The sequence below is a fragment of the Pseudonocardia terrae genome, assembly GCF_021343995.1.
GTDB classification, from domain to species: Bacteria; Actinomycetota; Actinomycetes; order Mycobacteriales; family Pseudonocardiaceae; genus Pseudonocardia; species Pseudonocardia terrae.
In genome coordinates this window covers 124,076-146,151 of the sequence record NZ_JAJTTE010000013.1, presented here as the reverse complement: position 1 = coordinate 146,151, position 22,076 = coordinate 124,076, and the positions used below count along the sequence as shown (strand labels likewise).

The window sequence follows — 22,076 nt, the reverse complement described above, 5'->3', positions numbered from 1 at the left end:
CAGACGCCAAAGATCAACTAGCGGCACGACCCAAGATCGACAGTGGATCCAGGCTGAGTCCTGCGGGTCGGGGTCTCGGGGGAACGGGACCGTGTGGTTCGGTGACCCGGAAGTGCCGACTCGCGGGGGAGGGGAGCGCGTGTGGACCTGTGAGAGGTGCGGGGCGACGGTCGAACCCGGCGATCCCGCCCGCCTGGCCTGGAGCGTCGAGCGGGACCCCGACGGCCGGGAGAGCGCGCTCTGCCCTGCCTGCGCCCGCGCGCACGTCCGGGACATCGAGGCGAGGCTGCCGCAGGAGTGGTGGTGACGCCGGTGATCACATCGGCCGGACCCGCGAGCCGCGCCGGTACACCTCCTGCACCTCCAGCTCGGGCGACAGCACGACGACGTCGGCGCGGCGTCCCGGTTCCAGCACGCCGACGTCGAGGCCGAGGGTCGCCGCCGGCGTCGACGCCGTCATCGTCACCGCCCTGACCAGGCCGGACGTCCGGTCGGACGCATTGTCGACGATCCGGCGGAACAGGGCATCGCCGGTGGCGGTGCTGCCGGCGATCGGGCCGCGGCCAGCCAGCCGGGCGACCCCGCCGGCGACCCGGACGTCGAGCTCACCGAGCCGGTAGCGCCCGTCGGGCATGCCGGCGGCGACGATCGCGTCGCTCACCGCGGCCACCCGCGACGGGCCGGCGGAGGCCAGCACCAGGTCCCACAACGCCGGGTGCACGTGCAGGCCGTCGGTGACCAGCTCGACGGTCACGCGCGGGTCGCCGAGCAGCGCGGCGGCAGGCCCCGGCTCCCGGTGGTGCAGCGGGGCCATCGCGTTGAACAGGTGCGTGCCCACGCGCGCCCCGGCCTCGATCGCCTCCCGGACGAGCCCGTACCCCGCGTCGGTGTGCCCGACGGCGGCGAGCGCACCCGACCCCGCCACCCGCCGGACCGCGTCGAGCCCGCCCTCCCGCTCCGGCGCCAGCGTGACCATCCGGATCGCGCCGGTGCCGAGCAGGGCGTCGAGCTCGGCCGGGTCGGGGTCGCGCAGGAGGACGGGATCGTGGGCGCCGCACCGGCCCTCGGCGAGCCACGGGCCCTCGAGGTGCACGCCGGCGATCTCGCCCTCCTGCACCAGCCCGGCGAGGGCCGCGACCGCCCGGCGCAGCATCTCGGGCGTGGCCGTGACCAGCGAGGCGAGCGTGGTGGTGGTGCCGTGCGCGCGGTGGAAGGCCACGGCGCGGGCGGCCTCCTCCGGATCCCCGGTCGTGTAGGCGGCGCCGCCCCCGCCGTGCACGTGCAGGTCCACGAACCCGGGCACGACGACGGCCGCGCCCAGCTCCCGGTCCGCCGGTCGCGGCGGGCGGCCGATCCCGGTCGCCACGATCCGCTCGCCCGCGAGGCCGACCCAGCCGGGCCCGCACGAGCCGGGCAGGACGACGGTGTCGGCGGCGAGGACCACGACGTCGCCGCCGACCGGGGGGCGTGCGGGGTGACCGCCGGGGGCGGGGCGGTGACCACCCACGGACGAGGAGGGCGTCACAACGTCTCCGTGACCTTCCGCAGCCCGCGCGGCGCGTCCGGGTCGCCGCCGCGGTCGACGGCGACGTGCCGGGCCAGCAGCTGGAAGGGCAGGATCTCCAGCAGCGGGGCGAGCGCGTCGGCGGTCTCCGGCAGCACGACCCCCGCCCCGGCGCTCCCGACGGTCAGGACGTCCGCCCTCCGCTCCGCCAGGGCGTCGAGCACCGGGCGGAAGGCCTCGCCGCCCGGGCCCGCGGACACCACCGCCAGCACCGGGACCCGCGGTTCCACCAGCGCGAGCGGCCCGTGCAGCAGGTCGGCCCCGGAGAAGGCCTGCGCCGAGACGTAGGCGGTCTCCATCAGCTTCAGCGCCGCCTCGCGCGCGGTCGGGTACGAGTAGCCGCGCCCGGTGGTGATCATGCGTTCGGCGAAGCGGTACCGCGTCGCGAGGGCGGCGATCTCGGCGTCGCGGGCCAGCACCTCGTCGCCGAGGTCGGGCAGCCCGTCCGCCACGCCGGAGCCCCCGTGGACCCGGTCGAGCAGCAGGTACAGCGCGAGCAGCTGGGCCGTGTAGGACTTGGTGGCGGCGACGGCCCGTTCCGGCCCGGCGAGGACGTCGACGTGCGCGTCGGCCGTCGAGGCCAGGGCGGATCCCGCGTTGTTGGTCACCGACACCGTGAGCGCCCCGCCGGCCTTCGCGACCTCCAGCGTGCGCAGCAGGTCGGGGGAGCCGCCGGACTGGCTCACGGCGATCATCAGCACGTCGCGCAGGTCCGGCCGCGCGCCGTAGGCGGTGAACGTCGAGGGCGAGACGAGGCCCGCGGGCAGCCCGAGCGTGATCTCCACCAGGTACTTCGCGTACAGGGCGGCGTGGTCGCTGGTCCCGCGGGCGACCAGGAGCACGAACCGGGGGGACCGGCGGCGCACGAGCGCGGCCGCCGCGTCGATCCCGGAGGCGCCGGACGGGCCGGACTCGGCGAGCAGGCCGCGCCAGACGGCGGGCTGTTGGGCGGTCTCCGAGGCCATCAGCGCGCCGGGGCCACCGAGGGTCGTGGTCACGGGGTCTCCTCCAGGACGGGGACGGCGCCGGCCGGGATCTCCGGGGCGCTCACGAGGGCGCGCGCGAGGTGCAGCGCGCCGAGGACGGGGTCGGTGCGCAGGACCTGCAGGTCCACGCCGGGCATCCGGTCGCGGATCATGCGCTGCAGCACCGGACGGTGCACGGCGAACCCGCCGCCGAGCACGACCGGGCCGGCCAGGTCGAGCCGGTCGAGCACGCAGCGGGCGAGGCCGGCGAGCGCGTCGGCGGCGCGGCCGAGGATCGCGGTGGCGGCCGGGTCCGCGGGCGCGAGTCCGGCGACGGTGTCGGCACGGGCCGCCCAGTAGCGGCGGTCGGGCCGGCCGTAGACGTGGTCGAGCAGCTCGTCGCAGCCCTCCAGCCCGCACCCGTCGAGCAGGGCCGCGGTCACGGCGTCGTGCGGCAGGCCCCGGTCGTGCCGGGCGAGCGCGTGCCGGACGGCCTCGCGGGCCACCCACCAGCCGCTGCCCTCGTCGCCGAGCAGGTAGCCCCAGCCACCGGCGCGGAGGTGCCGGCCGTCGGGCCGCCGGCCCCAGGCGACCGAGCCGGTGCCGGAGATCAGCACGACGCCCGCGTCGAGCCCGGCCGCGGCCAGCATCAGCCGGGTGTCGTGCACGACGAGCACCCGGGCGTGGGGCACGCGCGCGGCCAGGAGGGCGGTCAGCCGGGCGACGGTGGAGGGGGAGTCGGCGCCCGCGGCCCCGGCGCACACCGCCTCGACGCTGGTGAGGTCGCCCAGTCCGGCGAAGGCCGCGTCGAGCCGGCGGCCGGCCTCGACGTCGCCCACGGAGGCGAGGTTGGCCGAGCCGGTCTCCGAGGACCGGCGCCGCCCGTCGGTGCAGCGCAGCGCCCGCGTCGTCGAGCCGCCGATGTCCAGCGCGAGCAGGTCGGTCATCGCGCGGCCTCCGGCTCCGAGCCGTTGGTGGCGGTGGAGTCGGTGGCGGTGGAGTCGGTGGCGGTGGGGTTCGTGGCGGCGGGCCAGCGGCCGTCGTTCTCCCAGTACTGGCGGATCTCCTCCAGCTCCCGGCCCCGGGTCTCCGGCGCGTACCGGTGCACGAAGACCATCGCCAGCAGGGCGAGCACCCCGAACACCACGAACGTTCCCACGCCGCCGAGCCCGTTGAGCAGGGTGAGGAACACGGCCGCGACGACGGCGTTGGCCACCAGGTCAGCGGTCAGCATCGTGCTGGCGCCGAGCGAGCGCAGCCGCGCCGGGAAGGCCTCACCGGCGTAGACCCACACCAGCGAGCCGAACCCGAACGTGAAGCCCACGGTGAACAGCACCAGCCCGAGGAACCCGAGCACCGTGCCGCCACCGGTCGCGAACACCACGACGAGCAGCACGTTCGCCAGCACCATGATCCCGATCCCGCCGAGCAGCACCGGGCGGCGCCCCATCCGGTCCACCGTCACCAGCGACCCGACGACGGCGACCAGGCCGGCCACCTGGACCAGCGCGGGCAGGCCGAGCAGGGCCGCGTCGCCGGTGAAGCCCATGGCCTCGAAGATCCGCGGGGAGTAGTAGACGATCGCGTTGATGCCGGTGATCTGGATGAAGAAGCCGAGCCCGACCACGAACAGCGTCGCGCGCAGGTAGGGCTTGCGCAGCATCTCGCGCCACACGCCGTGGCGGCGGGTCGCGCCGGACTCGGCGGCGATCTCGGTCAGCGCGGTGTCGGCGTCGGCGTTCGGGTCGAGCCGCTCGAGCACGGCGCGGGCCTCGGCGAGCCGCCCGCGCATCGCGTACCAGCGCGCGGTGTCGGGCAGGCGCAGGATCATCAGAGTGACCAGCGCGGCCGGGACCGCGGCGAGACCGAGCATCCAGCGCCAGCTCCCGGTGCCCGCCAGCGCCCAGGCCGCCAGGTAACCGGCGATGATCCCGACGACCGTGGCCACCTGGTAGAGCACCAGCAGGCCGCCACGCACACGGGCGGGGGAGGACTCGGCCACGAACACCGGCGCGACCACGATGGACACGCCGATCGTCAGCCCCAGCAGCACCCGGGAGACGAGCAGCATCGGCACGCTCACCGACAGCGCCGAGAGCAGCGAGAACAGCCCGAAGGTCGTCGCGACGCCGATCATGGCGGGCTTGCGGCCGATCCGGTTGGCCAGCGCGCCGCCGCCCAGTGCGCCGAGGATCTGGCCCACGACGACGGCCGTGGTCACCAGCTCCTGCTGGTGCGTGCTCAGCCCGAAGTCCTTGGTCATGAACAGCAGCGCACCGGCGATGTTCGACTGGTCGTAGCCGTAGATGACGCCGACGGTCGCGGCGGAGGCGGCGACGAGCAGTCCCAGCCTCGACGAGCCGCGCAGTTCCCCGATGAATCCCACGCTCGTGCCCCTCTGATTGGTCTATACCAAAGTGATGGCTGGTAGGTTGGCATAGACCAATTCGAGCGTCAAGGGGGCGTCGTGCGGGTGCCGCGGTACTGGACGGTGAAACAGGCCCTGCTGGGCCTGGTCGAGGCCGGGACCCCGGGCACCGCGCTGCCGACCGAGCGCGAGCTCGCCGAGCGCTTCGACACGTCCCGGACCACGGTGCGGCAGGCCATCGCGGAGCTGGTCACGGAAGGTCGGCTGGACCGCACGCAGGGCAGCGGCACCTACATCGCCGAGCCGCTGCTCGTCGAGGTGCAGCAGCTCACGTCGTTCACCGACGACCTGGGCCCCGAGCGGGTCGCCAACCGGATCCTCGACGTCCGCACCGAGCCCGCCGACGCCGAGACCGCCGCCCGGCTGGGCCTCGCGGCCGGGGCGCCGGTGCAGGTCGTGGAGCGGGTCCGGCTGGTCGACGGGGTGCCGCTCGCCCTGGAGACCGCCCGGCTGGCGGGCGACCTGCCCGGGCTCGCGGCGGAGCTGGAGGCCCGGGGCTCGCTCTACGCCACGCTGCGCGAGGCGTACGGGCGCGGGGTCGACCGGGTCCAGGACGCCGTCCAGAGCCGGCTCGCCGATCCGCGCGAGGCCGAGCTGCTCGCGGTCGACACCGGCCACCCGCTGCTGCTCGTCCGGCGGCTGAGCCACACGGCCGACGGCCGGCCCGTCGAGTGGACCCGGTCGGTGTACCGCGGGGACCGCTTCACCTTCGTCGCCCGGGCCCGTGCGGTGTGACCGTGACGGCGACCGCCCGGACCACCCGTCGTGAGCATTTAGTGTGGACGTCATGCAGACCTGGGCTCCCGTCGACCTCCCCGCGCTCGAGGGGAGCGGACCGCCGCTCCGCCTGTACGACACCTCGACCGCGCGGGTCCGGCCGACCGCGCCCGGCGCCACCGCCACCATGTACGTCTGCGGGATCACCCCGTACGACGCCACGCACCTCGGCCACGCGGCCACCTACCTGGCGTTCGACCTGGTCAACCGGCTGTGGCGGGACCTCGGCCACCAGGTGCACTACGTCCAGAACGTGACCGACATCGACGAGCCGCTGCTGGAACGTGCCGAGCGCGATCAGGACGACTGGGTGGTCCTCGGCATGCGCGAGACGGCGCTGTTCCGCGAGGACATGGAGGCGCTGCGGGTGATCCCGCCGCGGGACTACATCGGCGCGGTCGAGGCCATCCCCGAGATCGCCGAGCTGGTGGAGAAGCTGCTGGCGGGCGGCGCGGCGTACCGGATCGACGACCCCGAGTACCCCGACGTCTACTTCGACTCCGCGGCCACGGGCCACTTCGGCTACGAGTCGACCTACGACGAGGAGACTATGGTCCGGCTGTCCCGCGAGCGCGGCGGCGACCCGGACCGCCCCGGCAAGCGCAACCCGGTCGACGCGTTGCTCTGGCGCATGGAGCGGCCCGGCGAGCCGGCGTGGGACTCGGACCTGGGACGCGGCCGCCCGGGCTGGCACGTGGAGTGCGCGGCGATCGCGCTGAACCGGCTCGGCACCCAGATCGACCTCAACGGCGGGGGCTCGGACCTGATCTTCCCCCACCACGAGTGCGGGGCGGCCCACGCCGAGGCGCTGACCGGCGACCACCCGTTCGCGCGGCACTACGTGCACACCGGCATGATCGGGCTCGACGGCGAGAAGATGTCGAAGTCCCGCGGCAACCTGGTGTTCGTCTCCAAGCTGCGCTCCGCGGGCGTCGACCCCAACGCGGTCCGCGCCGCGCTGCTCTCCGGGCACTACCGAGAGGACCGGGCCTGGACCGAGGACCTGCTCACCACGGCCCAGGAGCGGCTCGCCCGCTGGCGCGAGGCAGTCTCCCTCGACGCCGCGCCCGACGCGTCGGGGCTGGTCGCGAGCCTGCGCGAGCACCTGGCGGACGACCTGGACACCCCGCGCGCCCTGGCCGCCGTCGACGCCTGGGCCGCCGAGGCGCTGCAGCGGCGGGGGACCGACGCCGTCGCCCCCGGCCTGGCCCGCACCGCGATCGACGCCCTGCTCGGTATCGCGCTCTGACCCACCGGGCGGCACCCCGCCTCAGTGGGCGAGGGTGCCGTCCGTGCTGTCGGGCGGGTTCTCGGCCGGGCCCCGACGCGGCAGGGCCAGGGGCGTGACGAGCGCCAGCACGCTCGCCGGCACGAGGAACCCGGCCAGCGGGTCGGCGTGGTACACCGGCGGCAGCGCGGCGGGGGAAGCGGCCGCGCCGAAGAACCGGATGGACTGCACCACCGACACGGCCCCGCCGCGGTTGCCCCCCTCCCGGCTCAGGACCAGCGCGTTCACCCCCACCAGGATGAGCTGGCTGGAGATGCCGGCGAGCGCCCAGCACACGACGAGCAGCCAGAGCACGGGGGCCAGGCCGACGCCGGCGAGCAGCACCCCGCCGGACACCGCCCCGGCCAGCACGCACCGCCGCGCCCCGAGCCGGTCGACGCCCGCGCCCACCAGCCGGGCCGTGACGATCCCCATGGCACCGAGCCCGGTCAGCGCGAGCCCGCGCGGGCCGGCCGCGAGCGTGAAGGCGTCGACCAGCCGCAGCGCGACCAGGAAGCCGAGGCTCGCGAGGCAGCCCCAGCCCAGCGCGGCGATGAGCCCGAGCCGCAGCACGCCCGGCGTCCAGGCGCTGCGCAGTGGCACGCGCGCCCGGACGACGCCACGCTCGTCGGCCGGGATGCCCAGCACCGCGAGCGCCAGCGCCACCGCGGCGACGCCGTAGAAGGCGTAGTGCCAGTCCACCTCGGCCGCGAGCCCGCCGACCAGCGGCGCCGACGTCTGCCCGGCGGCCTGCAGCGAGCCGTACCAGCCCAGTGCCCGGCCCAGGGCGTCCGGCGCGACCGACGCGGCCAGCGCGGCCATCAGCAGCGGCGTGGTGAAGGCGTTGGCCACGCCCTGCAGCGCCCGCGCCCCCAGGAACAGCGTCCAGGTCGGCGCGAGGACGCACGCCAGCGAGGAGAGCATGTAGAGGACGTACGCGCCCCGGACGGTCCGGCTGCGTCCCCAGCGCTCGCCGAACGTCCCCGAGACCAGCATCATCGTGGCGAAGGGCAGCAGGAACGCCGTCAGCGAGGCCGACGCCGCGCCGGGGGACACGCCGTAGCTCGCCCCCAGCTCGGGCAGCATCGCCGTGGTGACCCCGCCCCCGAACGGTCCGAGGAAACCGCCCAGGTAGAGCCCGGCCCGGCGGGCCCGGCGGAACGGACCGGTCAGCTCCCGCCGCCGGAGCCGCCGCGCCGGCGCAGGTAGCGCTCGAAGTCCGCGGCGATCTCGTCGCCGCTGGCCTCCGCGAGGTTCACCGGCTTCTCCTCGTCGTCCTCGACGGCCTGCTGCTCGAGCTGGCGCACGTACTCGCGCACCTCGTCGTCCGCGTCGGCCATCTCGTTGACCGTGCGCTCCCACTCCTCGGCCTGCTCGGGGAGCCCGCCCAGCGGGACCTCGACGTCGAGCGCCTCCTCGACGCGCAGCAGCAGCGCGATGGCGGCCTTGGGCACCCGGGCCTGCGAGACGTAGTGCGGCACCTCGGCCCAGTACGAGAGCGCGGGGACGCCGGCCTCGATGCAGAGGCTGTGGAACACCCCGACGATCCCGGTCGGGCCCTGGTAGGTCGACGGCTCGACGCCCATCTTCTTCGCCGAGGCCGTGTCGTAGCCCGTGCCGCGCACGGGGGTGGGCCGGGTGTGCGGGACGTCGGTCAGCATGGCGCCGAGGTTGATGACCTTCGTCACCCCGAGCCGGTCGACGTACTCGAGCAGCTCCGCGCAGAACGAGCGCCAGCGCAGGTTCGGCTCGATGCCGTTGACGATGACGACGTGCCGGCCGCTGCCCGGCAGCTTCGCCGTGGACAGCCGGGTGGTCTGCCACTCGATGCGGCGCGTCACGCCGCCGGCGAGCCGGACCAACGGCCGCGTGACCTGGAAGTCGTAGTAGTCCTCGGGATCGATGGAGCCCAGCGGCTCGGCGTCCCAGCTCAGCTCGAGATGCTCCACGGCGGAGCTGGCGGCCTCACCGGCGTCGTTCCACCCCTCGAACGCCGTGATCATGATCGGGTCGACCAGGTCCGGCAGATCCGAGGGCACCCCCGCCCGCTGCTCTCGCTCGCTCATCCGTCCACCCTACGGCGCGCGCGGGTAACAGGAGGGGCCCGGTGGGCGACGCCGGTAGCCTGAGGGGGTGTCAGCCGTGAACGCAGCCGCGTCAGATCACAGCTTCGACACCACGCTCCTGGGGACGTTGGACCAGCGCGTGGTGATCGCCGACGGTGCGATGGGCACCATGCTCCAGGGGGTGGAGCTGACCCTCGACGACTTCGCCGGGCTCGAGGGGTGCAACGAGATCCTCAACGCGACCCGGCCGGACGTCGTGCGGGGGATCCACCGGGCCTACTTCGAGGCGGGGGCCGACGCCGTCGAGACCAACACCTTCGGCGCCAACCTGCCCAACCTCGGCGACTACGGCATCGCCGACCGCATCCGGGAGCTCTCCGAGCGCGGCGCCGCGCTGGCCCGCGAGGCCGCCGACGAGGCCGCGACCGCGGACCGGCCGCGCTACGTCCTCGGCTCCATCGGCCCCGGCACGAAGCTGCCGACGCTCGGCCACGAGCGCTTCGCCACGCTGCGCGACGCCTACACCGAGACCGGCCGCGGCCTGTTGGCCGGCGGGGCCGACGCCTTCCTCATCGAGACCTGCCAGGACCTGCTGCAGGTCAAGGCGGCGGTGCACGGCGTGCAGCGCGCCATGGCCGCCGAGGGCCGGCGCATCCCGATCATCACCAGCGTCACCGTCGAGACCACCGGGACCATGCTGCTGGGCTCCGAGATCGGCGCGGCGCTGACCGCGCTCGAGCCGCTGGGCGTCGACCTCATCGGGCTCAACTGCGCCACCGGCCCCGCCGAGATGAGCGAGCACCTGCGCACCCTGTCCAAGCAGGCGCGCGTGCCGCTGTCGGTCATGCCCAACGCCGGCCTGCCGGTCCTCGGCCCGAACGGCGCCGAGTACCCGCTCTCGGCCGAGGAGCTGGCCGAGGCCCTCTCGACCTTCGTCCGCGACTACGGCCTGCGGCTCGTCGGCGGCTGCTGCGGCACCACGCCCGCGCACGTCCGGGCCGTCGCCGAGGCCGTGGGGCAGGTCACGCCCGCGGTGCGGAAGCCGCGTCCGGAGCCGGGCGTGTCGTCGCTCTACGCCCCGGTGCCGTTCCGCCAGGACACCTCCGTGCTCATGGTGGGGGAGCGGACCAACGCCAACGGGTCCAAGAAGTTCCGCGAGGCGATGCTCGAGGAGCGCTGGGAGGACTGCGTCGCGATCGCCCGCGAGCAGACCCGCGAGGGCGCCCACATGATCGACCTCTGCATCGACTACGTCGGGCGGGACGGCGCGGCGGACATGACCGAGCTGGCCTCGCGGCTGGCCACGGCCTCGACCCTGCCGGTGATGCTCGACTCGACCGAGCCCGAGGTGCTGCGGGCCGGGCTGGAGCTGCTCGGCGGCCGCTCGATCGTCAACTCGGTGAACTACGAGGACGGCGACGGGCCCGAGTCGCGCTTCCAGCGGGTGATGGCGCTGGTGCGCGAGCACGGCTGCGCGGTCGTCGCGCTGTGCATCGACGAGGAGGGCCAGGCGCGCACCCGGGACTGGAAGGTCCGGGTGGCCGACCGGCTCATCACCGACCTCACCACGAACCACGGCATGCGGGTCTCCGACATCGTCGTCGACACGCTGACCTTCCCGATCACCACCGGGCAGGAGGAGGTCCGCCGGGACGCCCTCGAGACGATCGAGGCGATCCGCGAGATCAAGCGCCGCTTCCCCGACGTGCAGACCACGCTCGGCGTGTCCAACGTGTCGTTCGGGCTCAACGCCGCGGCCCGCCAGGTGCTCAACTCGGTCTTCCTGCACGAGGCCGTGAACGCCGGGCTGGACACCGCGATCGTGTCCGCCGCGAAGATCCTCCCGATGTCGAGGATCCCGGACGAGCAGCGTTCCGTCGCCCTCGACCTGGTCTACGACCGCCGGCGGGAAGGCTACGACCCGCTCAACCGCTTCATGGAGCTGTTCGAGGGCGTCACCGCGTCGTCGGCCAAGGCCGGGCGGGCGGAGGAGCTGGCCGCGCTGCCGCTGTTCGAGCGCCTCGAGCGGCGCATCGTCGACGGCGAGCGCAACGGGCTGGAGGCCGACCTCGACGAGGCGATGCAGTCCCGGCCGCCGCTGGAGATCGTCAACGACACGCTGCTGGCCGGTATGAAGACGGTGGGTGAGCTCTTCGGCTCGGGGCAGATGCAGCTGCCCTTCGTGCTCGCCTCCGCGGAGGTCATGAAGACGGCCGTCGCCCACCTCGAGCCGCACATGGAGAAGACGGACGACGAGGGCAAGGGCACGATCGTCCTCGCCACGGTCAAGGGCGACGTCCACGACATCGGCAAGAACCTCGTCGACATCATCCTGAGCAACAACGGCTACACGGTCGTCAACCTGGGCATCAAGCAGCCCATCGCCACCATCCTGCAGGCCGCCGAGGAGAACCGGGCCGACGCCGTCGGGATGAGCGGGCTGCTGGTCAAGTCCACGGTGGTGATGAAGGAGAACCTGCAGGAGATGAACTCCCGCGGGAACTCCATGCCGGTGCTGCTCGGTGGCGCCGCGCTGACCCGCTCCTACGTCGAGAACGACCTGTCGGAGGTCTACGCCGGCCGGGTCTCCTACGCCCGGGACGCCTTCGAGGGCCTGCGGCTGATGGACGCCACGATGGCCCGCAAGCGCGGCCTGGCGCCTGCCGTCGACCCGGAGGAGGAGCGGAAGGCCGCCGAGCGCAAGGAGCGGCACGAGCGGTCGAAGCGGATCGCGGCCAAGCGCCGGGCCGCCGAGGCCGAGACCGCAGGCCCGCTGCCGGAGCGGTCGGACGTGGCGCTGGACAACCCGCTGCCGGTCCCGCCGTTCTGGGGCACCCGGGTGGTCAAGGGCGTCGCGCTGGCCGAGTACAGCGGGATGATCGACGAGCGTGCCCTCTTCCTGGGCCAGTGGGGCCTGCGCGGGGCCAAGGGCGGGTCGGGCCCGTCGTACGAGGAGCTGGTCGAGACCGAGGGCCGGCCGCGGCTGCGGTACTGGCTCGAGCGGCTCACCGCCGAGGGCGTGCTCGCCCACGCGTCGCTGGTCTACGGGTACTTCCCGGCCGTCGCGGAGAAGGACTCCCTGTTGGTCCTCACCGAGCAGCTCGCCGACGCCCCGGAGCGGCACCGGTTCGCCTTCCCGCGCCAGCGCCGCGACCGGCACCTGTGCCTGGCCGACTTCTGGCGCCCGCGCGAGGTCGCCCTGGCCCGCGGCGAGATCGACGTCCTGCCGCTGCACCTGGTCACCATGGGCGCGCCCATCGCGGACTACGCCAACGAGCTGTTCGCCAAGGACGCCTACCGGGACTACCTGGAGGTCCACGGGCTGGGCGTGCAGCTCACCGAGGCGCTGGCCGAGTACTGGCACAAGCGGATCCGCGAGGAGCTCACCTGGTCGACCGGCCGCACGGTGGCCGACGAGGACCCGGCCGACGTCACCGAGTTCTTCTCCCTCGGCTACCGCGGCGCCCGCTACTCGTTGGGCTACGGCGCGTGCCCGAACCTCGAGGACCGCGCGAGGATCGTCGAGCTCCTGGAGCCGGGCCGGATCGGCGTGGAGCTCTCCGAGGAGCTGCAGCTGCACCCCGAGCAGTCCACCGACGCGCTGATCGCGCACCACCCGGAGGCGAAGTACTTCAATGCCGGCTGAGGAGCGCCCGGCGGGTCGGGACGTCGACGCCGTGCCGCCCGCCGCGGTCCTGTTCGACATGGACGGGACCCTGATCGACTCCGAGAAGGTGTGGGACCGCTCGCTCGTGGAGGTGCTGCGCTGGCTGGGCGGCACCGACCTCTCGGCGCAGGCGCGCCGGGAGACCCTCGGCGGGAACCTCCGCAACAGCCTCGCGATCGTGTTCCGCGAGGCGGGCGTGGTCCAGACGCCGGAGCTGGCCGACCAGGCCACCCGCCGGCTCGTCGGGCGGACCGCGGAGATGTTCGAGGGCGGCCTGCCGTGGCGGCCGGGCGCGCTGACGGCGCTGCGGACGGTGCGCGAGGCGGGCCTCGCCACCGCGCTCGTCACCAACACCGGCCGGTACCTCACCGACAAGGCGCTGGTCGGGATCGGGGTGGAGCACTTCGACGTCACGGTCTGCGGCGACGAGGTGCCCCGCGGCAAGCCGGCGCCGGACCCCTACCTGCGCGCGGCCGCGCTGCTGGGCCTCGCGCCCGAGGACTGCGTGGCCGTGGAGGACTCGCCGACCGGGATCGCGGCGGCCGAGGCCTCCGGGGCCACGGTCCTCGCCGTCCCCTGCGAGGTGCCGATCCCGCCCGGCCCGGGCCGGGTCGTCCGGCCGACGCTGGAGGGGCTCACCGCCACGGACCTGGCCGCGGCGCACCGCGAGGTGCGGGAGCAGCAGGCGGCCTGACCCGGCCGGTCGGGCGCCCGCCCTCGGCCGCGGGGTACCGTCGGGCGTGTCGGACGCGCGACGAGCGGCGCATCCGTCCGGGTGAGCCGCCCGGAGGCGCCACCGCCCGGCGCATCCCGTGGTCCGGCGGCCTCACCGCGGACGATCCGGTTCGTGACCGCGCGGAGCGCCCCCGACACTGGGTGCGCAGGAGTCGGCTGGAGAGGGATCGCAGGGACGTGAAGACATTCGACGAGCTCTTCGAGGAGCTCCGCGAGAAGGCCGCCACCCGGCCCGCCGGGTCGGCCACCGTCGAGGCGCTCGACGCCGGCGTCCATGCGCAGGGCAAGAAGCTCCTCGAGGAGGCGGGCGAGGTCTGGATCGCCGCCGAGCACGAGGACGACGCCGCGCTGGCCGAGGAGATCTCCCAGCTGCTCTACCGCGCGCAGGTGATCATGCTCGGGCGCGGCCTGGGTCTGCAGGACGTCTACAAGTACCTGTAGGGAGCCCCACCGTGTCGACGACCACCCCCGCCCCGTCCGGCACCCGCCGTACCCACCCGAAGGAAGCCACACCCATGCTCCGCGTCGCTCTTCCCAACAAGGGCACGCTCGCCGAGCCCGCCGCGACGATGATGCGCGAGGCGGGCTACCGGCAGCGCTCCGACTCGCGCGACCTGTCCATGGTCGACGACGAGAACGGCATCGAGTTCTTCTACCTGCGGCCGAAGGACATCGCGACCTACGTCGGCTCCGGCGACCTGCACCTCGGCATCACCGGGCACGACCTCATGGAGGAGTCCGGCAGCCAGGTCCAGCAGGTGCTCAAGCTGGGCTTCGGCGCCTCGAAGTTCCGGTTCGCCGCGCCGGAGGACAAGGACTGGAAGCTCGAGGACCTCGACGGCCGCACGATCGCGACGTCGTACCCGCGGCTGGTCCGCTCGCACCTGTCCGGCAAGCGGATCGGCGCGACCATCATCAAGCTCGACGGCGCGGTGGAGATCTCCGTGCAGCTCGGCCTGGCCGACGCCATCGCCGACGTCGTGTCCTCCGGCCGCACGCTGCGCCAGCACGGGCTCAAGGTCATCGGCGACCCGATCGCCGAGTCCGAGGCCATGCTGATCGAGCGCGAGCCGCGGATGGACCGCGTGGAGACCGAGGAGATCAAGGCCTTCAAGCGGATCTTCACCGAGCGGATCCGCGGCGTCGTCTACGCCCGGCAGTACCTGATGCTCGACTACGACTGCCCCAAGGAGAAGCTCGAGGCGGCCAAGGGGATCACCCCCGGTCTGCAGGCCCCGACCATCGCCCCGCTGGCCGACCCGGACTGGGTGGCCGTGCGGTCGATGGTGCGCAAGCAGGCGTCGAACCGGGTCATGGACGAGCTGGCCGCCCTCGGCGCCAAGGCCATCCTGACCTCGGAGATCCGGTCCTGCCGCGCGGTCGACGGCGGCCAGTACTGAGTCAGCACTGAGGGTTGCGCGAGCGGTCCCGGCGGCGTGCGCCGCCGGGACCGTCGCGTTCTCAATGATTGTTTCGGGCTCGGCGTTCGGGGCTCAGCGGCGCCGGACTGTCAGCTCCTGGCTGATGTGTCCGGCGTGCCCGTCCGCGTCGAACAGCTTCGCAGTGACGGTCCCGGTGCCGGTCGGGCCGATCACGGTCGCGGCGTCGATGCCCGTCCACGCGCCGGTCGGCGGGCGGTGCAGGTGCACGCTGAGCTCGGTGTTCACGAACAGCCAGTCCTGCACGGGCAGGGACGCCGCCACGCCGTTGGCCGAGTCGGCGATCGCCGCCAGTGTCTGCAGCGGCGTGGGCTCCTCGCCCTCCACCACCGGCACCCGCAGCCGGCCCCACGCGCGGCCCGGCCCGAGCTCGTCCCACCTCCCGTCGAGCCAGCGCCACTCGACGGCGTCGAGGTAGCCGGGGAGCCAGCCGTGCGGCCGCTCGCCCTGCGGCGCCGCCTGCTCGGGCGCCGGCAGCGGGGCGGCCGCGCCCACGGCGGCGCCCGCGGTGTCGCCGACCGCGAGACGCCAGGCGCGGGCCCGCAGCACGGCACGCCCGCCCGCGGTCATCTCGGCGGCCAGCATCTCGATCGTCCGGCCCGGCCGCTCGATCCAGGCCCGCACCTCCAGGTCGCCGACGGGCACCACGCCGAAAATCTCGATCGTGTAGCGGGCCAGCTGCAGCGGGGGAGCGTCGGGCCTGCTCGGCGCGCAGCGCTCGAAGGCACGCACCAGCAGCGCCGACGGCGGCCCGAGGTGCTGGGCGTCGGCGAACCACGGGCCTGCGGTCGACATCGTCGCGTGGTAGCGGCCCGCGTTCTCGTCGACGATTCGGTAGAAGGGCTCCTCGCTCACGCGGCCGATGATGCCCCGCCGCCGTGTGCGTCCCCGTGTGCGGGGCCGGATGCCGCCCGGAGCTCGGGCCAGCCCGGGTAGGGCGGCGGCGTGCCGTCCCAGGCGGGGCACAGCGCGCGGTGGGCGCACCAGGCGCAGCCCGGGCCGCGCCGGGGGCGGAAGTCGCCGGTGCGGTCCGCCTCGCGGATCGCCGCCCAGATCGCCTCCAGGATCCGCTGGAAGCGGCGCAGCTCCCCGGCCTCGGGGCGGTAGGTCAGCTCCTCGCCGCCCTCGCCCAGGTAGACCAGCCGCAGCTGCTCGGGCACCGTGCCGTGCAGCTCGAGCAGGGCGAGCGCGTAGAACTTCATCTGGAACAGCGCCCGCGCCTCCGACGCCTCCCGCGGCGCCGTACCGGTCTTGTAGTCGACGATCCGCAGCCCGCCCTCGGCGTCGACGTCGAGCCGGTCGAGGTAGCCCCGCAGCGGCACTCCCGAGCCCAGCTCCGTCTCCACGAGCAGCTCCCGGGACTGCGGCTCGAAGGAGCGCGGGTCCTCGAGGGCGAAGTAGGTGTCGAGCAGGGCCTCCGCCGAGGCGAGCCAGGCGGGGAGCAGGTCGGCGGGTTCCGAGACCTCCGCCGCCTCCACTGCCTCCGCTGGTGCCTCCTCTGGTGCCTCCTCTGGTGCCTCCGCTGGTGCCTCCGCTGCCTCCGCGGTCGCGGCCGCCCGCTCCTGCAGCTCCGCGAGCACCGCTGCCGCGAGCTCCGGCGTCTCCGCGGCGATCTCTGCCCACACCAGGCCGACCAGCGCCTTCGCCCGCGCCGGGACGCGGTCGGCGGCCGGCAGGTCGAACAGCCGCTCCAGCACGGAGTGCACCAGGGTGCCGCGCAGGGCGGCCGCGCTCGGCGCCTCGGGCAGCCGGTCCACGGCGCGGAAGCGGTAGAGCAGCGGGCACTGCTTGAAGTCCGCGGCGCGCGACGGGGAGAGCGCCGGGCGACGGCGCTCCTCGGCCGCGTGCGGATCCGCGGTCGCCGCCGCGTCCGACCCTGCGGCCGGGCCTGCCTCCGCCCCCGTGTCCTCCGTGGATCCCGCACCCGGGACGCCCGGGACCGGCACGGTCGCGGGAATGCCCGCCAGCTCGCTCACGCCCGTCAGGCTAGGCGAGCCCACCGACAGTCCCGGGCCGTGCGCGGGCCGGGCAGGGACCGGCGGGACCGGCGGGACCGGCGGGACCGGCACGGAGCGGGCACGGAGCGGGCATGGAGCGGGCGCCCCGGCCGTACCGCCGGGAACCGGGCAAGTAGCGTTGCGCCCCGTGCCCGACTCCGATCTCCGCGCCGACCCCGGAACCGATGCCGTCGCCGGACCGGGTGCCGACGCGCCGGAGCCCACCGATACCGCTGGACACGTCGTCGCCGGCGAGTACGCGGATGCAACTGATGATGCCGACGCCACCGATGACACCGGCGCCGTCGATCACGCGGACGCCGACGAGCACGCGGCCGGCGGTGGGGAACCGACCGACGCCGGGATCGCGCTCGGGGCGGGCGACGCGGCCGGGTTCCGGGCCCGCGGCGGCCCCTTCCGCGAGGGCGACCGGGTGCAGCTCACCGACCCCAAGGGGCGCAAGTACACCGTCGTCCTCGAAGCGGGCGGCACCTACCACACCCACCGGGGCGCCCTAGCGCACGACGATCTGATCGGCAGGCCGGAGGGCTCCGTCGTCCACTCCGCGGCCAACACGCCGTACCTCGCGCTCCGGCCGCTGCTCGCCGACTACGTCCTGTCGATGCCCCGCGGCGCCGCCGTGATCTACCCGAAGGACGCGGCGCAGATCCTCGTGTGGGGCGACATCTTCCCGGGTGCGCGGGTGCTCGAGGCGGGCGCCGGGTCCGGCGCGCTGACCTGTTCGTTGGTCCAGGCCGTCGGCCCCTCCGGTTCGGTGGTCTCCTACGAGATCCGCCCCGATCACGCCGAACACGCCGAACGCAATGTGCGACGGTTCTTCGGCGACACGCCACCCAACTGGACCTTGCGCCTCGGTGATCTTGCGACCCACGACGGGCGCGCCGAGCCCGTGGACCGCGCCGTCCTGGACATGCTCGCGCCCTGGGAGCAGCTCGACACGGTGCGTGACGCCCTCATCCCGGGCGGGGTGCTCGTGGGCTACGTCGCGACCACCACGCAGCTGTCGACGCTCGTCGAGAAGCTCCGCGAGATGCAGTGCTGGACCGAGCCCCAGGCGTGGGAATCGCTGATCAGGCCGTGGCACGTGGTCGGACTGGCCGTCCGCCCCGAGCACCGCATGATCGGTCACACAGCGTTCCTGGTGACCGCCCGCCGGCTCGCCGACGGCGTGGTCCCGCCGCGCCCCCAGCGCAGACCGACCAGTCGCTGAGGGCGTTCGGCCCCGCCGTTAGAACCGCTCGATTACGGGAACCAGAGACTCCGGTGGCGTCAAGGTGCCGTCCGCGTGAGTGACGGATCACCAGATCGCCTCACCGCCGTGGGCGACGTCTACGGGTACCGTATGGAAACGGAACACGGAGGGAGGATGCCGTGAACCCCTACGACGACGGTCCCGGCACTCACCAGCCAGGCGACGGCGGGGCCCTGTCCCCGGCGGAGGCGGCGGCACAGATCCGCTACCTCGAAGAAGAAGTCGCGATGCTGCGGCGCAAGCTGACCGAATCCCCCCGGCACGCGCGGTTGCTCGAGCAGCGGCTCGCCGAGTCCGCCAGCAGGCTCTCCCAGCTCAGCGCGCGCAACGAGAAGCTCACCGAGACCCTCAAGGAGGCGCGCAGCCAGCTCGTCGCCCTCCGCGAGGAGGTCGACCGCCTGGCCCAGCCCCCCAGCGGCTACGGCGTCTACCTCACGTCCTACGAGGACAACACCGTCGACGTCTTCACCTCCGGCCGGCGCATGCGCGTCGCGGTCTCCCCGGCCGTGGAGCTCGACACCCTGCGCAGCGGGCAGTCCGTGCGGCTGAACGAGGCGCTCACGGTCGTCGAGGCCGGCGACTGGGAGAAGATCGGCGAGGTCTGCGGCCTCCGCGAGGTCCTGGCCGAGCCGCTCGACGGTCTGGCCGGACGGGCGCTGGTCGTCGGACACGCGGACGAGGAGCGGGTCGTCTGGCTCGCCGCGCCGCTGTTCGACGAGTCCGACCCGAACTTCGTGCCGCTCAAGCCGGGCGACTCCCTGCTGGTCGACACCAAGGCCGGCTACGCCTACGAGCGGGTGCCGAAGGCCGAGGTCGAGGACCTCGTGCTGGAGGAGGTCCCGGACGTCGGCTACGAGGACATCGGCGGCCTGTTCAAGCAGATCGAGCAGATCCGCGACGCGGTGGAGCTGCCGTTCCTGCACGCCGAGCTGTTCACCGAGTACGAGCTGCGCCCGCCCAAGGGCGTGCTGCTCTACGGCCCTCCCGGCTGCGGCAAGACGCTGATCGCGAAGGCCGTCGCCAACTCGCTGGCCAAGAAGATCGCGGCCCAGCGCGGCGACGACCCCAACGAGGGCCGGGCGTTCTTCCTGAACATCAAGGGCCCGGAGCTGCTCAACAAGTTCGTCGGCGAGACCGAGCGGCACATCCGGCTGATCTTCCAGCGGGCGCGCGAGAAGGCCTCGGCCGGCACCCCGGTGATCGTGTTCTTCGACGAGATGGACTCGATCTTCCGGACCCGCGGCTCCGGCGTGTCGTCGGACGTCGAGACCACGATCGTGCCGCAGCTGCTGGCCGAGATCGACGGTGTCGAGGGCCTCGAGAACGTCATCGTCATCGGCGCGTCGAACCGCGAGGACATGATCGACCCCGCGATCCTGCGGCCCGGCCGGCTGGACGTGAAGATCAAGATCGAACGGCCCGACGCCGAGGCGGCGCAGGACATCTTCTCGAAGTACATCACCGACACCCTGCCGGTCCACGAGGAGGACCTGGCCGAGTTCGGCGACAACCGCAAGGCCTGCGTCGACGCGATGATCCAGCGGGTCGTCGAGCGGATGTACGACGAGTCCGAGGAGAACAGGTTCCTCGAGGTCACCTACGCCAACGGTGACAAGGAGACCCTGTACTTCAAGGACTTCAACTCGGGCGCGATGATCCAGAACATCGTCGACCGGGCGAAGAAGTCCGCGATCAAGTCGGTCCTCGAGACCGGGCAGCGCGGCGTGCGGGTCGCGCACCTGCTGTCCGCGATCGTCGACGAGTTCGCCGAGAACGAGGACCTGCCCAACACCACCAACCCGGACGACTGGGCCCGCATCTCGGGCAAGAAGGGCGAGCGGATCGTCTACATCCGCACGCTGGTCACCGGCAAGAACGAGGCCACCGGCCGCGCGATCGACACCGCGTCGAACACCGGCCAGTACCTGTAGGCGTCGCAGTACAGCAGTACTCACGAGGCCCCGCCCGGTTCGCCGGGCGGGGCCTCGCGCGTTCCCGGCCGCGGACTACGCGGGGGCGCGGCTGGGGCAGCCCGTGACCGCCCTGCTGCTGCGCAGCCTGGCCGATCCGTTCACGACGAGGGGTGGCCGGCATCCCTAGCGTGGCCGGCATGGGACCGCGACCGACACCTCGACCCACCAGCACCCTCTTCGAGATCGTGACCACCGACCTGGCGAAGGCGCTGGCCTTCTACCGGGCGCTCGGCCTAGACGTGCCCGACGGGGCGGAGGACCAACCGCACGTCGACCTGCCGCTGCCGGGCGGCAACCGCCTGGCCCTGGACACCGAGGCCACGATCGCGAGCTTCACCCCCGACTTCGCGCCGCCGACGGGGGAGGGCCGGCTCGCGCTGGCGTTCGGCTACGACACGCCCGCAGACGTCGATGCGGCCCACGCCGCCCTCACCTCCGCCGGCGCACCCTCGGAGCGCGAACCCTTCGACGCCTTCTGGGGCCAGCGCTACGCCACGGTCCGCGACCCCGACGGCAACCACGTCGACCTCTTCGCCGCGTTGCCGCAGACCTGACCCGGCGCGCGGACGTGATCACCAGGAGCTGAGGGTTCTTCCTCCGCCCAGATCGAGCCCTCAGCTCCTGTTGATCAAGTTGGAGCCCAAATCACCGCGTGCGTGCACTCAAGGCCCCCTGAGCAGCCGAGAGTGCGCGGAAGTGGCGATCAGCCGCTGCGTGCCCGAGTGCCTCAACCCCGATCAGCGAAAGCGTGCACTCACGACTGCGCGTTCCGCCCTGACCGCACAGGAACGGCGATCAGCCGGAGCACCTGCTCGGCACCAGCTCGCGTGATCGCCGAGCGCGTGCGCTCACTGTCGCTCGGGCAGCCCTGAGCGCACGGGAGCGGCGATCTGCCGGCACACTTGCCAGCACCAGGGTCGCCGTGACCGTTGACTGCGCGCATCCGCGGCCGCTCGGGCAGCTCTGACTCGCAGGAGCGGCGATCTGTCCGCGCACTCGCCGGCACCGGGGTCGCGGTGATCGCCGAATGCGTGCACTCGCGGTTTCGAGTGCCGCCCTGTGCGGACATGAACGGCGGTCTGTCGGGTCGCTGCAGCGATCGCCCGCAGACGCTCGTGGCCGTCGCTGCACGGGAACGGTGATCGGCGGAGGGCGTGCCGAGGATCAGGTCGGGCGAAGCGCGCCGGTGGGCACCCCGGCGAGCGCACGGACCTCCCGGGAGAGGTGGGGCTGGTCGGCGTAGCCGGTGCGGGCGGCGACCTCCGCGGGCGCGAGGCCCGCGTGCAGGAGTGCGGCCGCGGCGCGGAACCGCAGGACCCGGCGCAGGACGGCCGGGCCGTAGCCGTAGACGGCGGTGCAGTGCCGGGTCAGCGAGCGCGTGGACCAGCCCAGCTCCGCGGCCACCTCACCGGCCGCCGCGCCCGCGCCGAGCCGCGCGGTGATCGACCCCAGGGTGGGGAGGCTCCACGGCGCCGTCTCCCGCCGCGGCTCACCCGCGGCCAGCTCGGCGGCCAGCCGGAAGAGCCCGCCCGGGGCGACCGCGGGCGAGTCGTCGCCGCCGACCGGGCGGCCGGGGCTCCCGAGGACACGGCTCGCGAGACGTGCGGCGGCGGGGGAGACGTCGGCCAGGGCGACCCGGGTGTCGCGCAGCTCGCCGGCCGGGACCCCGAGCAGGCGGGGCAGCACGCCGGGACGGAAGCGCAGGCCGCCCTCCCACGTGCCGCGCGCGAGGAACGCCACGGTGTCCGGCCCGGCCACCGAGAGCCTGCCGGCGCCGTCGACCAGCAGGTCCATGCACCCGTCGGGCAGCACCCGGGTGAGCCCCGCGGACACCGTGCGCGCTGCCGGTCCGGCCGTCCACAGGCACTCGACCAGCCCGCGCAACGGCGCAGGCGGGGCCAGCTCCCCGTAGCTCACGCTCACGA

The 22,076-nt window shown here is 74.0% G+C and carries 19 protein-coding genes; 10 read left to right on the top strand and 9 right to left on the bottom strand.

Annotated features, from left to right (window positions below; all coding sequences use genetic code 11):
- The first annotated feature begins 139 nt into the window (after nt 1-139).
- Nucleotides 140-307, top strand: a complete 168-nt coding sequence (locus tag LWC33_RS11480) for a hypothetical protein (protein ID WP_233304268.1) — start codon at nt 140-142, stop codon at nt 305-307.
- Nucleotides 308-316: 9 nt separating this feature from the next.
- Here LWC33_RS11480 and LWC33_RS11475 read toward each other — a convergent pair whose 3' ends face one another.
- From LWC33_RS11475 to LWC33_RS11460, 4 genes are read right to left on the bottom strand one after another with little or no spacing between them, the layout of a single operon-like run.
- Complete coding sequence (locus LWC33_RS11475; RefSeq protein ID WP_233304267.1) at nt 317-1,525, bottom strand: N-acetylglucosamine-6-phosphate deacetylase; 1,209 nt, start codon at nt 1,523-1,525, stop codon at nt 317-319.
- The gene (locus LWC33_RS11470; protein ID WP_233304282.1) at nt 1,522-2,529 is read right to left on the bottom strand and encodes an SIS domain-containing protein; all 1,008 of its coding nucleotides are present in this window, start codon (nt 2,527-2,529) and stop codon (nt 1,522-1,524) included. Before LWC33_RS11470 ends, LWC33_RS11475 begins: the two co-directional genes overlap by 4 nt.
- Nucleotides 2,530-2,558: 29 nt before the next feature.
- On the bottom strand, nt 2,559-3,476 hold the full coding sequence (locus tag LWC33_RS11465) for an N-acetylglucosamine kinase (protein WP_233304266.1): 918 nt from the start codon (nt 3,474-3,476) through the stop codon (nt 2,559-2,561).
- Complete coding sequence (locus tag LWC33_RS11460) at nt 3,473-4,915, bottom strand: sugar porter family MFS transporter (RefSeq protein ID WP_233304265.1); 1,443 nt, start codon at nt 4,913-4,915, stop codon at nt 3,473-3,475. Before LWC33_RS11460 ends, LWC33_RS11465 begins: the two co-directional genes overlap by 4 nt.
- 81 nt (nt 4,916-4,996) lie before the next feature.
- On the opposite strand from LWC33_RS11460, the gene LWC33_RS11455 reads away from it, so the two are divergent.
- On the top strand, nt 4,997-5,692 hold the full coding sequence (locus LWC33_RS11455; RefSeq protein WP_233304264.1) for a GntR family transcriptional regulator: 696 nt from the start codon (nt 4,997-4,999) through the stop codon (nt 5,690-5,692).
- A 52-nt stretch (nt 5,693-5,744) separates the two neighbouring features.
- Nucleotides 5,745-6,983: a cysteine--1-D-myo-inosityl 2-amino-2-deoxy-alpha-D-glucopyranoside ligase gene (gene mshC, locus LWC33_RS11450; RefSeq protein WP_233304263.1), complete on the top strand. Its 1,239-nt coding sequence runs from the start codon at nt 5,745-5,747 to the stop codon at nt 6,981-6,983.
- A gap of 21 nt (nt 6,984-7,004) precedes the next feature.
- On the opposite strand, the gene LWC33_RS11445 is transcribed toward mshC, so the two are convergent.
- A complete protein-coding gene (locus LWC33_RS11445; protein ID WP_233304262.1) occupies nt 7,005-8,087 on the bottom strand; it encodes an MFS transporter in 1,083 nt (360 codons plus the stop codon).
- Nucleotides 8,088-8,170: 83 nt separating this feature from the next.
- Complete coding sequence (locus tag LWC33_RS11440; RefSeq protein ID WP_233304261.1) at nt 8,171-9,067, bottom strand: PAC2 family protein; 897 nt, start codon at nt 9,065-9,067, stop codon at nt 8,171-8,173.
- 76 nt (nt 9,068-9,143) lie between these two features.
- Between LWC33_RS11440 and metH the strand changes: the two genes are divergently transcribed.
- The 4 genes from metH (at nt 9,144) to hisG (ending at nt 14,869) form a co-directional block, all read left to right on the top strand.
- Nucleotides 9,144-12,713, top strand: coding sequence for a methionine synthase (gene metH, locus LWC33_RS11435; RefSeq protein ID WP_308190931.1), 3,570 nt, complete (start codon nt 9,144-9,146; stop codon nt 12,711-12,713).
- Nucleotides 12,703-13,428 (top strand): HAD family hydrolase, encoded by a 726-nt coding sequence (locus LWC33_RS11430; RefSeq protein WP_233304260.1) that lies wholly within the window; start codon nt 12,703-12,705, stop codon nt 13,426-13,428. Before metH ends, LWC33_RS11430 begins: the two co-directional genes overlap by 11 nt.
- A gap of 218 nt (nt 13,429-13,646) precedes the next feature.
- Nucleotides 13,647-13,910 (top strand): phosphoribosyl-ATP diphosphatase, encoded by a 264-nt coding sequence (locus LWC33_RS11425; protein ID WP_232868606.1) that lies wholly within the window; start codon nt 13,647-13,649, stop codon nt 13,908-13,910.
- A 74-nt stretch (nt 13,911-13,984) separates the two neighbouring features.
- Nucleotides 13,985-14,869, top strand: coding sequence for an ATP phosphoribosyltransferase (hisG, locus tag LWC33_RS11420; RefSeq protein ID WP_233304280.1), 885 nt, complete (start codon nt 13,985-13,987; stop codon nt 14,867-14,869).
- 93 nt (nt 14,870-14,962) lie between these two features.
- On the opposite strand, the gene LWC33_RS11415 is transcribed toward hisG, so the two are convergent.
- Both LWC33_RS11415 and LWC33_RS11410 read right to left on the bottom strand, forming a co-directional pair.
- The gene (locus LWC33_RS11415) at nt 14,963-15,703 is read right to left on the bottom strand and encodes a thioesterase family protein (RefSeq protein WP_255691644.1); all 741 of its coding nucleotides are present in this window, start codon (nt 15,701-15,703) and stop codon (nt 14,963-14,965) included.
- 56 nt (nt 15,704-15,759) lie between these two features.
- Nucleotides 15,760-16,884, bottom strand: a complete 1,125-nt coding sequence (locus LWC33_RS11410) for a RecB family exonuclease (protein WP_233304258.1) — start codon at nt 16,882-16,884, stop codon at nt 15,760-15,762.
- A gap of 385 nt (nt 16,885-17,269) precedes the next feature.
- Between LWC33_RS11410 and LWC33_RS11405 the strand changes: the two genes are divergently transcribed.
- The 3 genes from LWC33_RS11405 (at nt 17,270) to LWC33_RS11395 (ending at nt 20,705) form a co-directional block, all read left to right on the top strand.
- On the top strand, nt 17,270-18,136 hold the full coding sequence (locus tag LWC33_RS11405; protein ID WP_233304279.1) for a tRNA (adenine-N1)-methyltransferase: 867 nt from the start codon (nt 17,270-17,272) through the stop codon (nt 18,134-18,136).
- Between the two features lie 215 nt (nt 18,137-18,351).
- Entirely contained in the window at nt 18,352-20,109 is a 1,758-nt protein-coding gene (arc, locus tag LWC33_RS11400; protein ID WP_233304278.1) for a proteasome ATPase, read from the top strand.
- A 179-nt stretch (nt 20,110-20,288) separates the two neighbouring features.
- Nucleotides 20,289-20,705: a VOC family protein gene (locus LWC33_RS11395; RefSeq protein ID WP_233304257.1), complete on the top strand. Its 417-nt coding sequence runs from the start codon at nt 20,289-20,291 to the stop codon at nt 20,703-20,705.
- A 610-nt stretch (nt 20,706-21,315) separates the two neighbouring features.
- Here the strand turns inward: LWC33_RS11395 and LWC33_RS11390 are convergent.
- Entirely contained in the window at nt 21,316-22,068 is a 753-nt protein-coding gene (locus tag LWC33_RS11390; RefSeq protein ID WP_233304256.1) for a helix-turn-helix domain-containing protein, read from the bottom strand.
- Nucleotides 22,069-22,076: the final 8 nt, after the last annotated feature.

Coding starts and splice junctions, on each gene's coding strand:
- LWC33_RS11470 (WP_233304282.1), bottom strand. CDS start 2,529: ATGGCCTCGGAGACCGCCCAACAGCCCGCCGTCTGGCGCGGCCTGCTC.
- LWC33_RS11465 (WP_233304266.1), bottom strand. CDS start 3,476: ATGACCGACCTGCTCGCGCTGGACATCGGCGGCTCGACGACGCGGGCG.
- mshC (WP_233304263.1), top strand. CDS start 5,745: ATGCAGACCTGGGCTCCCGTCGACCTCCCCGCGCTCGAGGGGAGCGGA.
- LWC33_RS11445 (WP_233304262.1), bottom strand. CDS start 8,087: ATGCTGCCCGAGCTGGGGGCGAGCTACGGCGTGTCCCCCGGCGCGGCG.
- LWC33_RS11440 (WP_233304261.1), bottom strand. CDS start 9,067: ATGAGCGAGCGAGAGCAGCGGGCGGGGGTGCCCTCGGATCTGCCGGAC.
- LWC33_RS11430 (WP_233304260.1), top strand. CDS start 12,703: ATGCCGGCTGAGGAGCGCCCGGCGGGTCGGGACGTCGACGCCGTGCCG.
- hisG (WP_233304280.1), top strand. CDS start 13,985: ATGCTCCGCGTCGCTCTTCCCAACAAGGGCACGCTCGCCGAGCCCGCC.
- LWC33_RS11415 (WP_255691644.1), bottom strand. CDS start 15,703: ATGTCGACCGCAGGCCCGTGGTTCGCCGACGCCCAGCACCTCGGGCCG.
- LWC33_RS11395 (WP_233304257.1), top strand. CDS start 20,289: ATGGGACCGCGACCGACACCTCGACCCACCAGCACCCTCTTCGAGATC.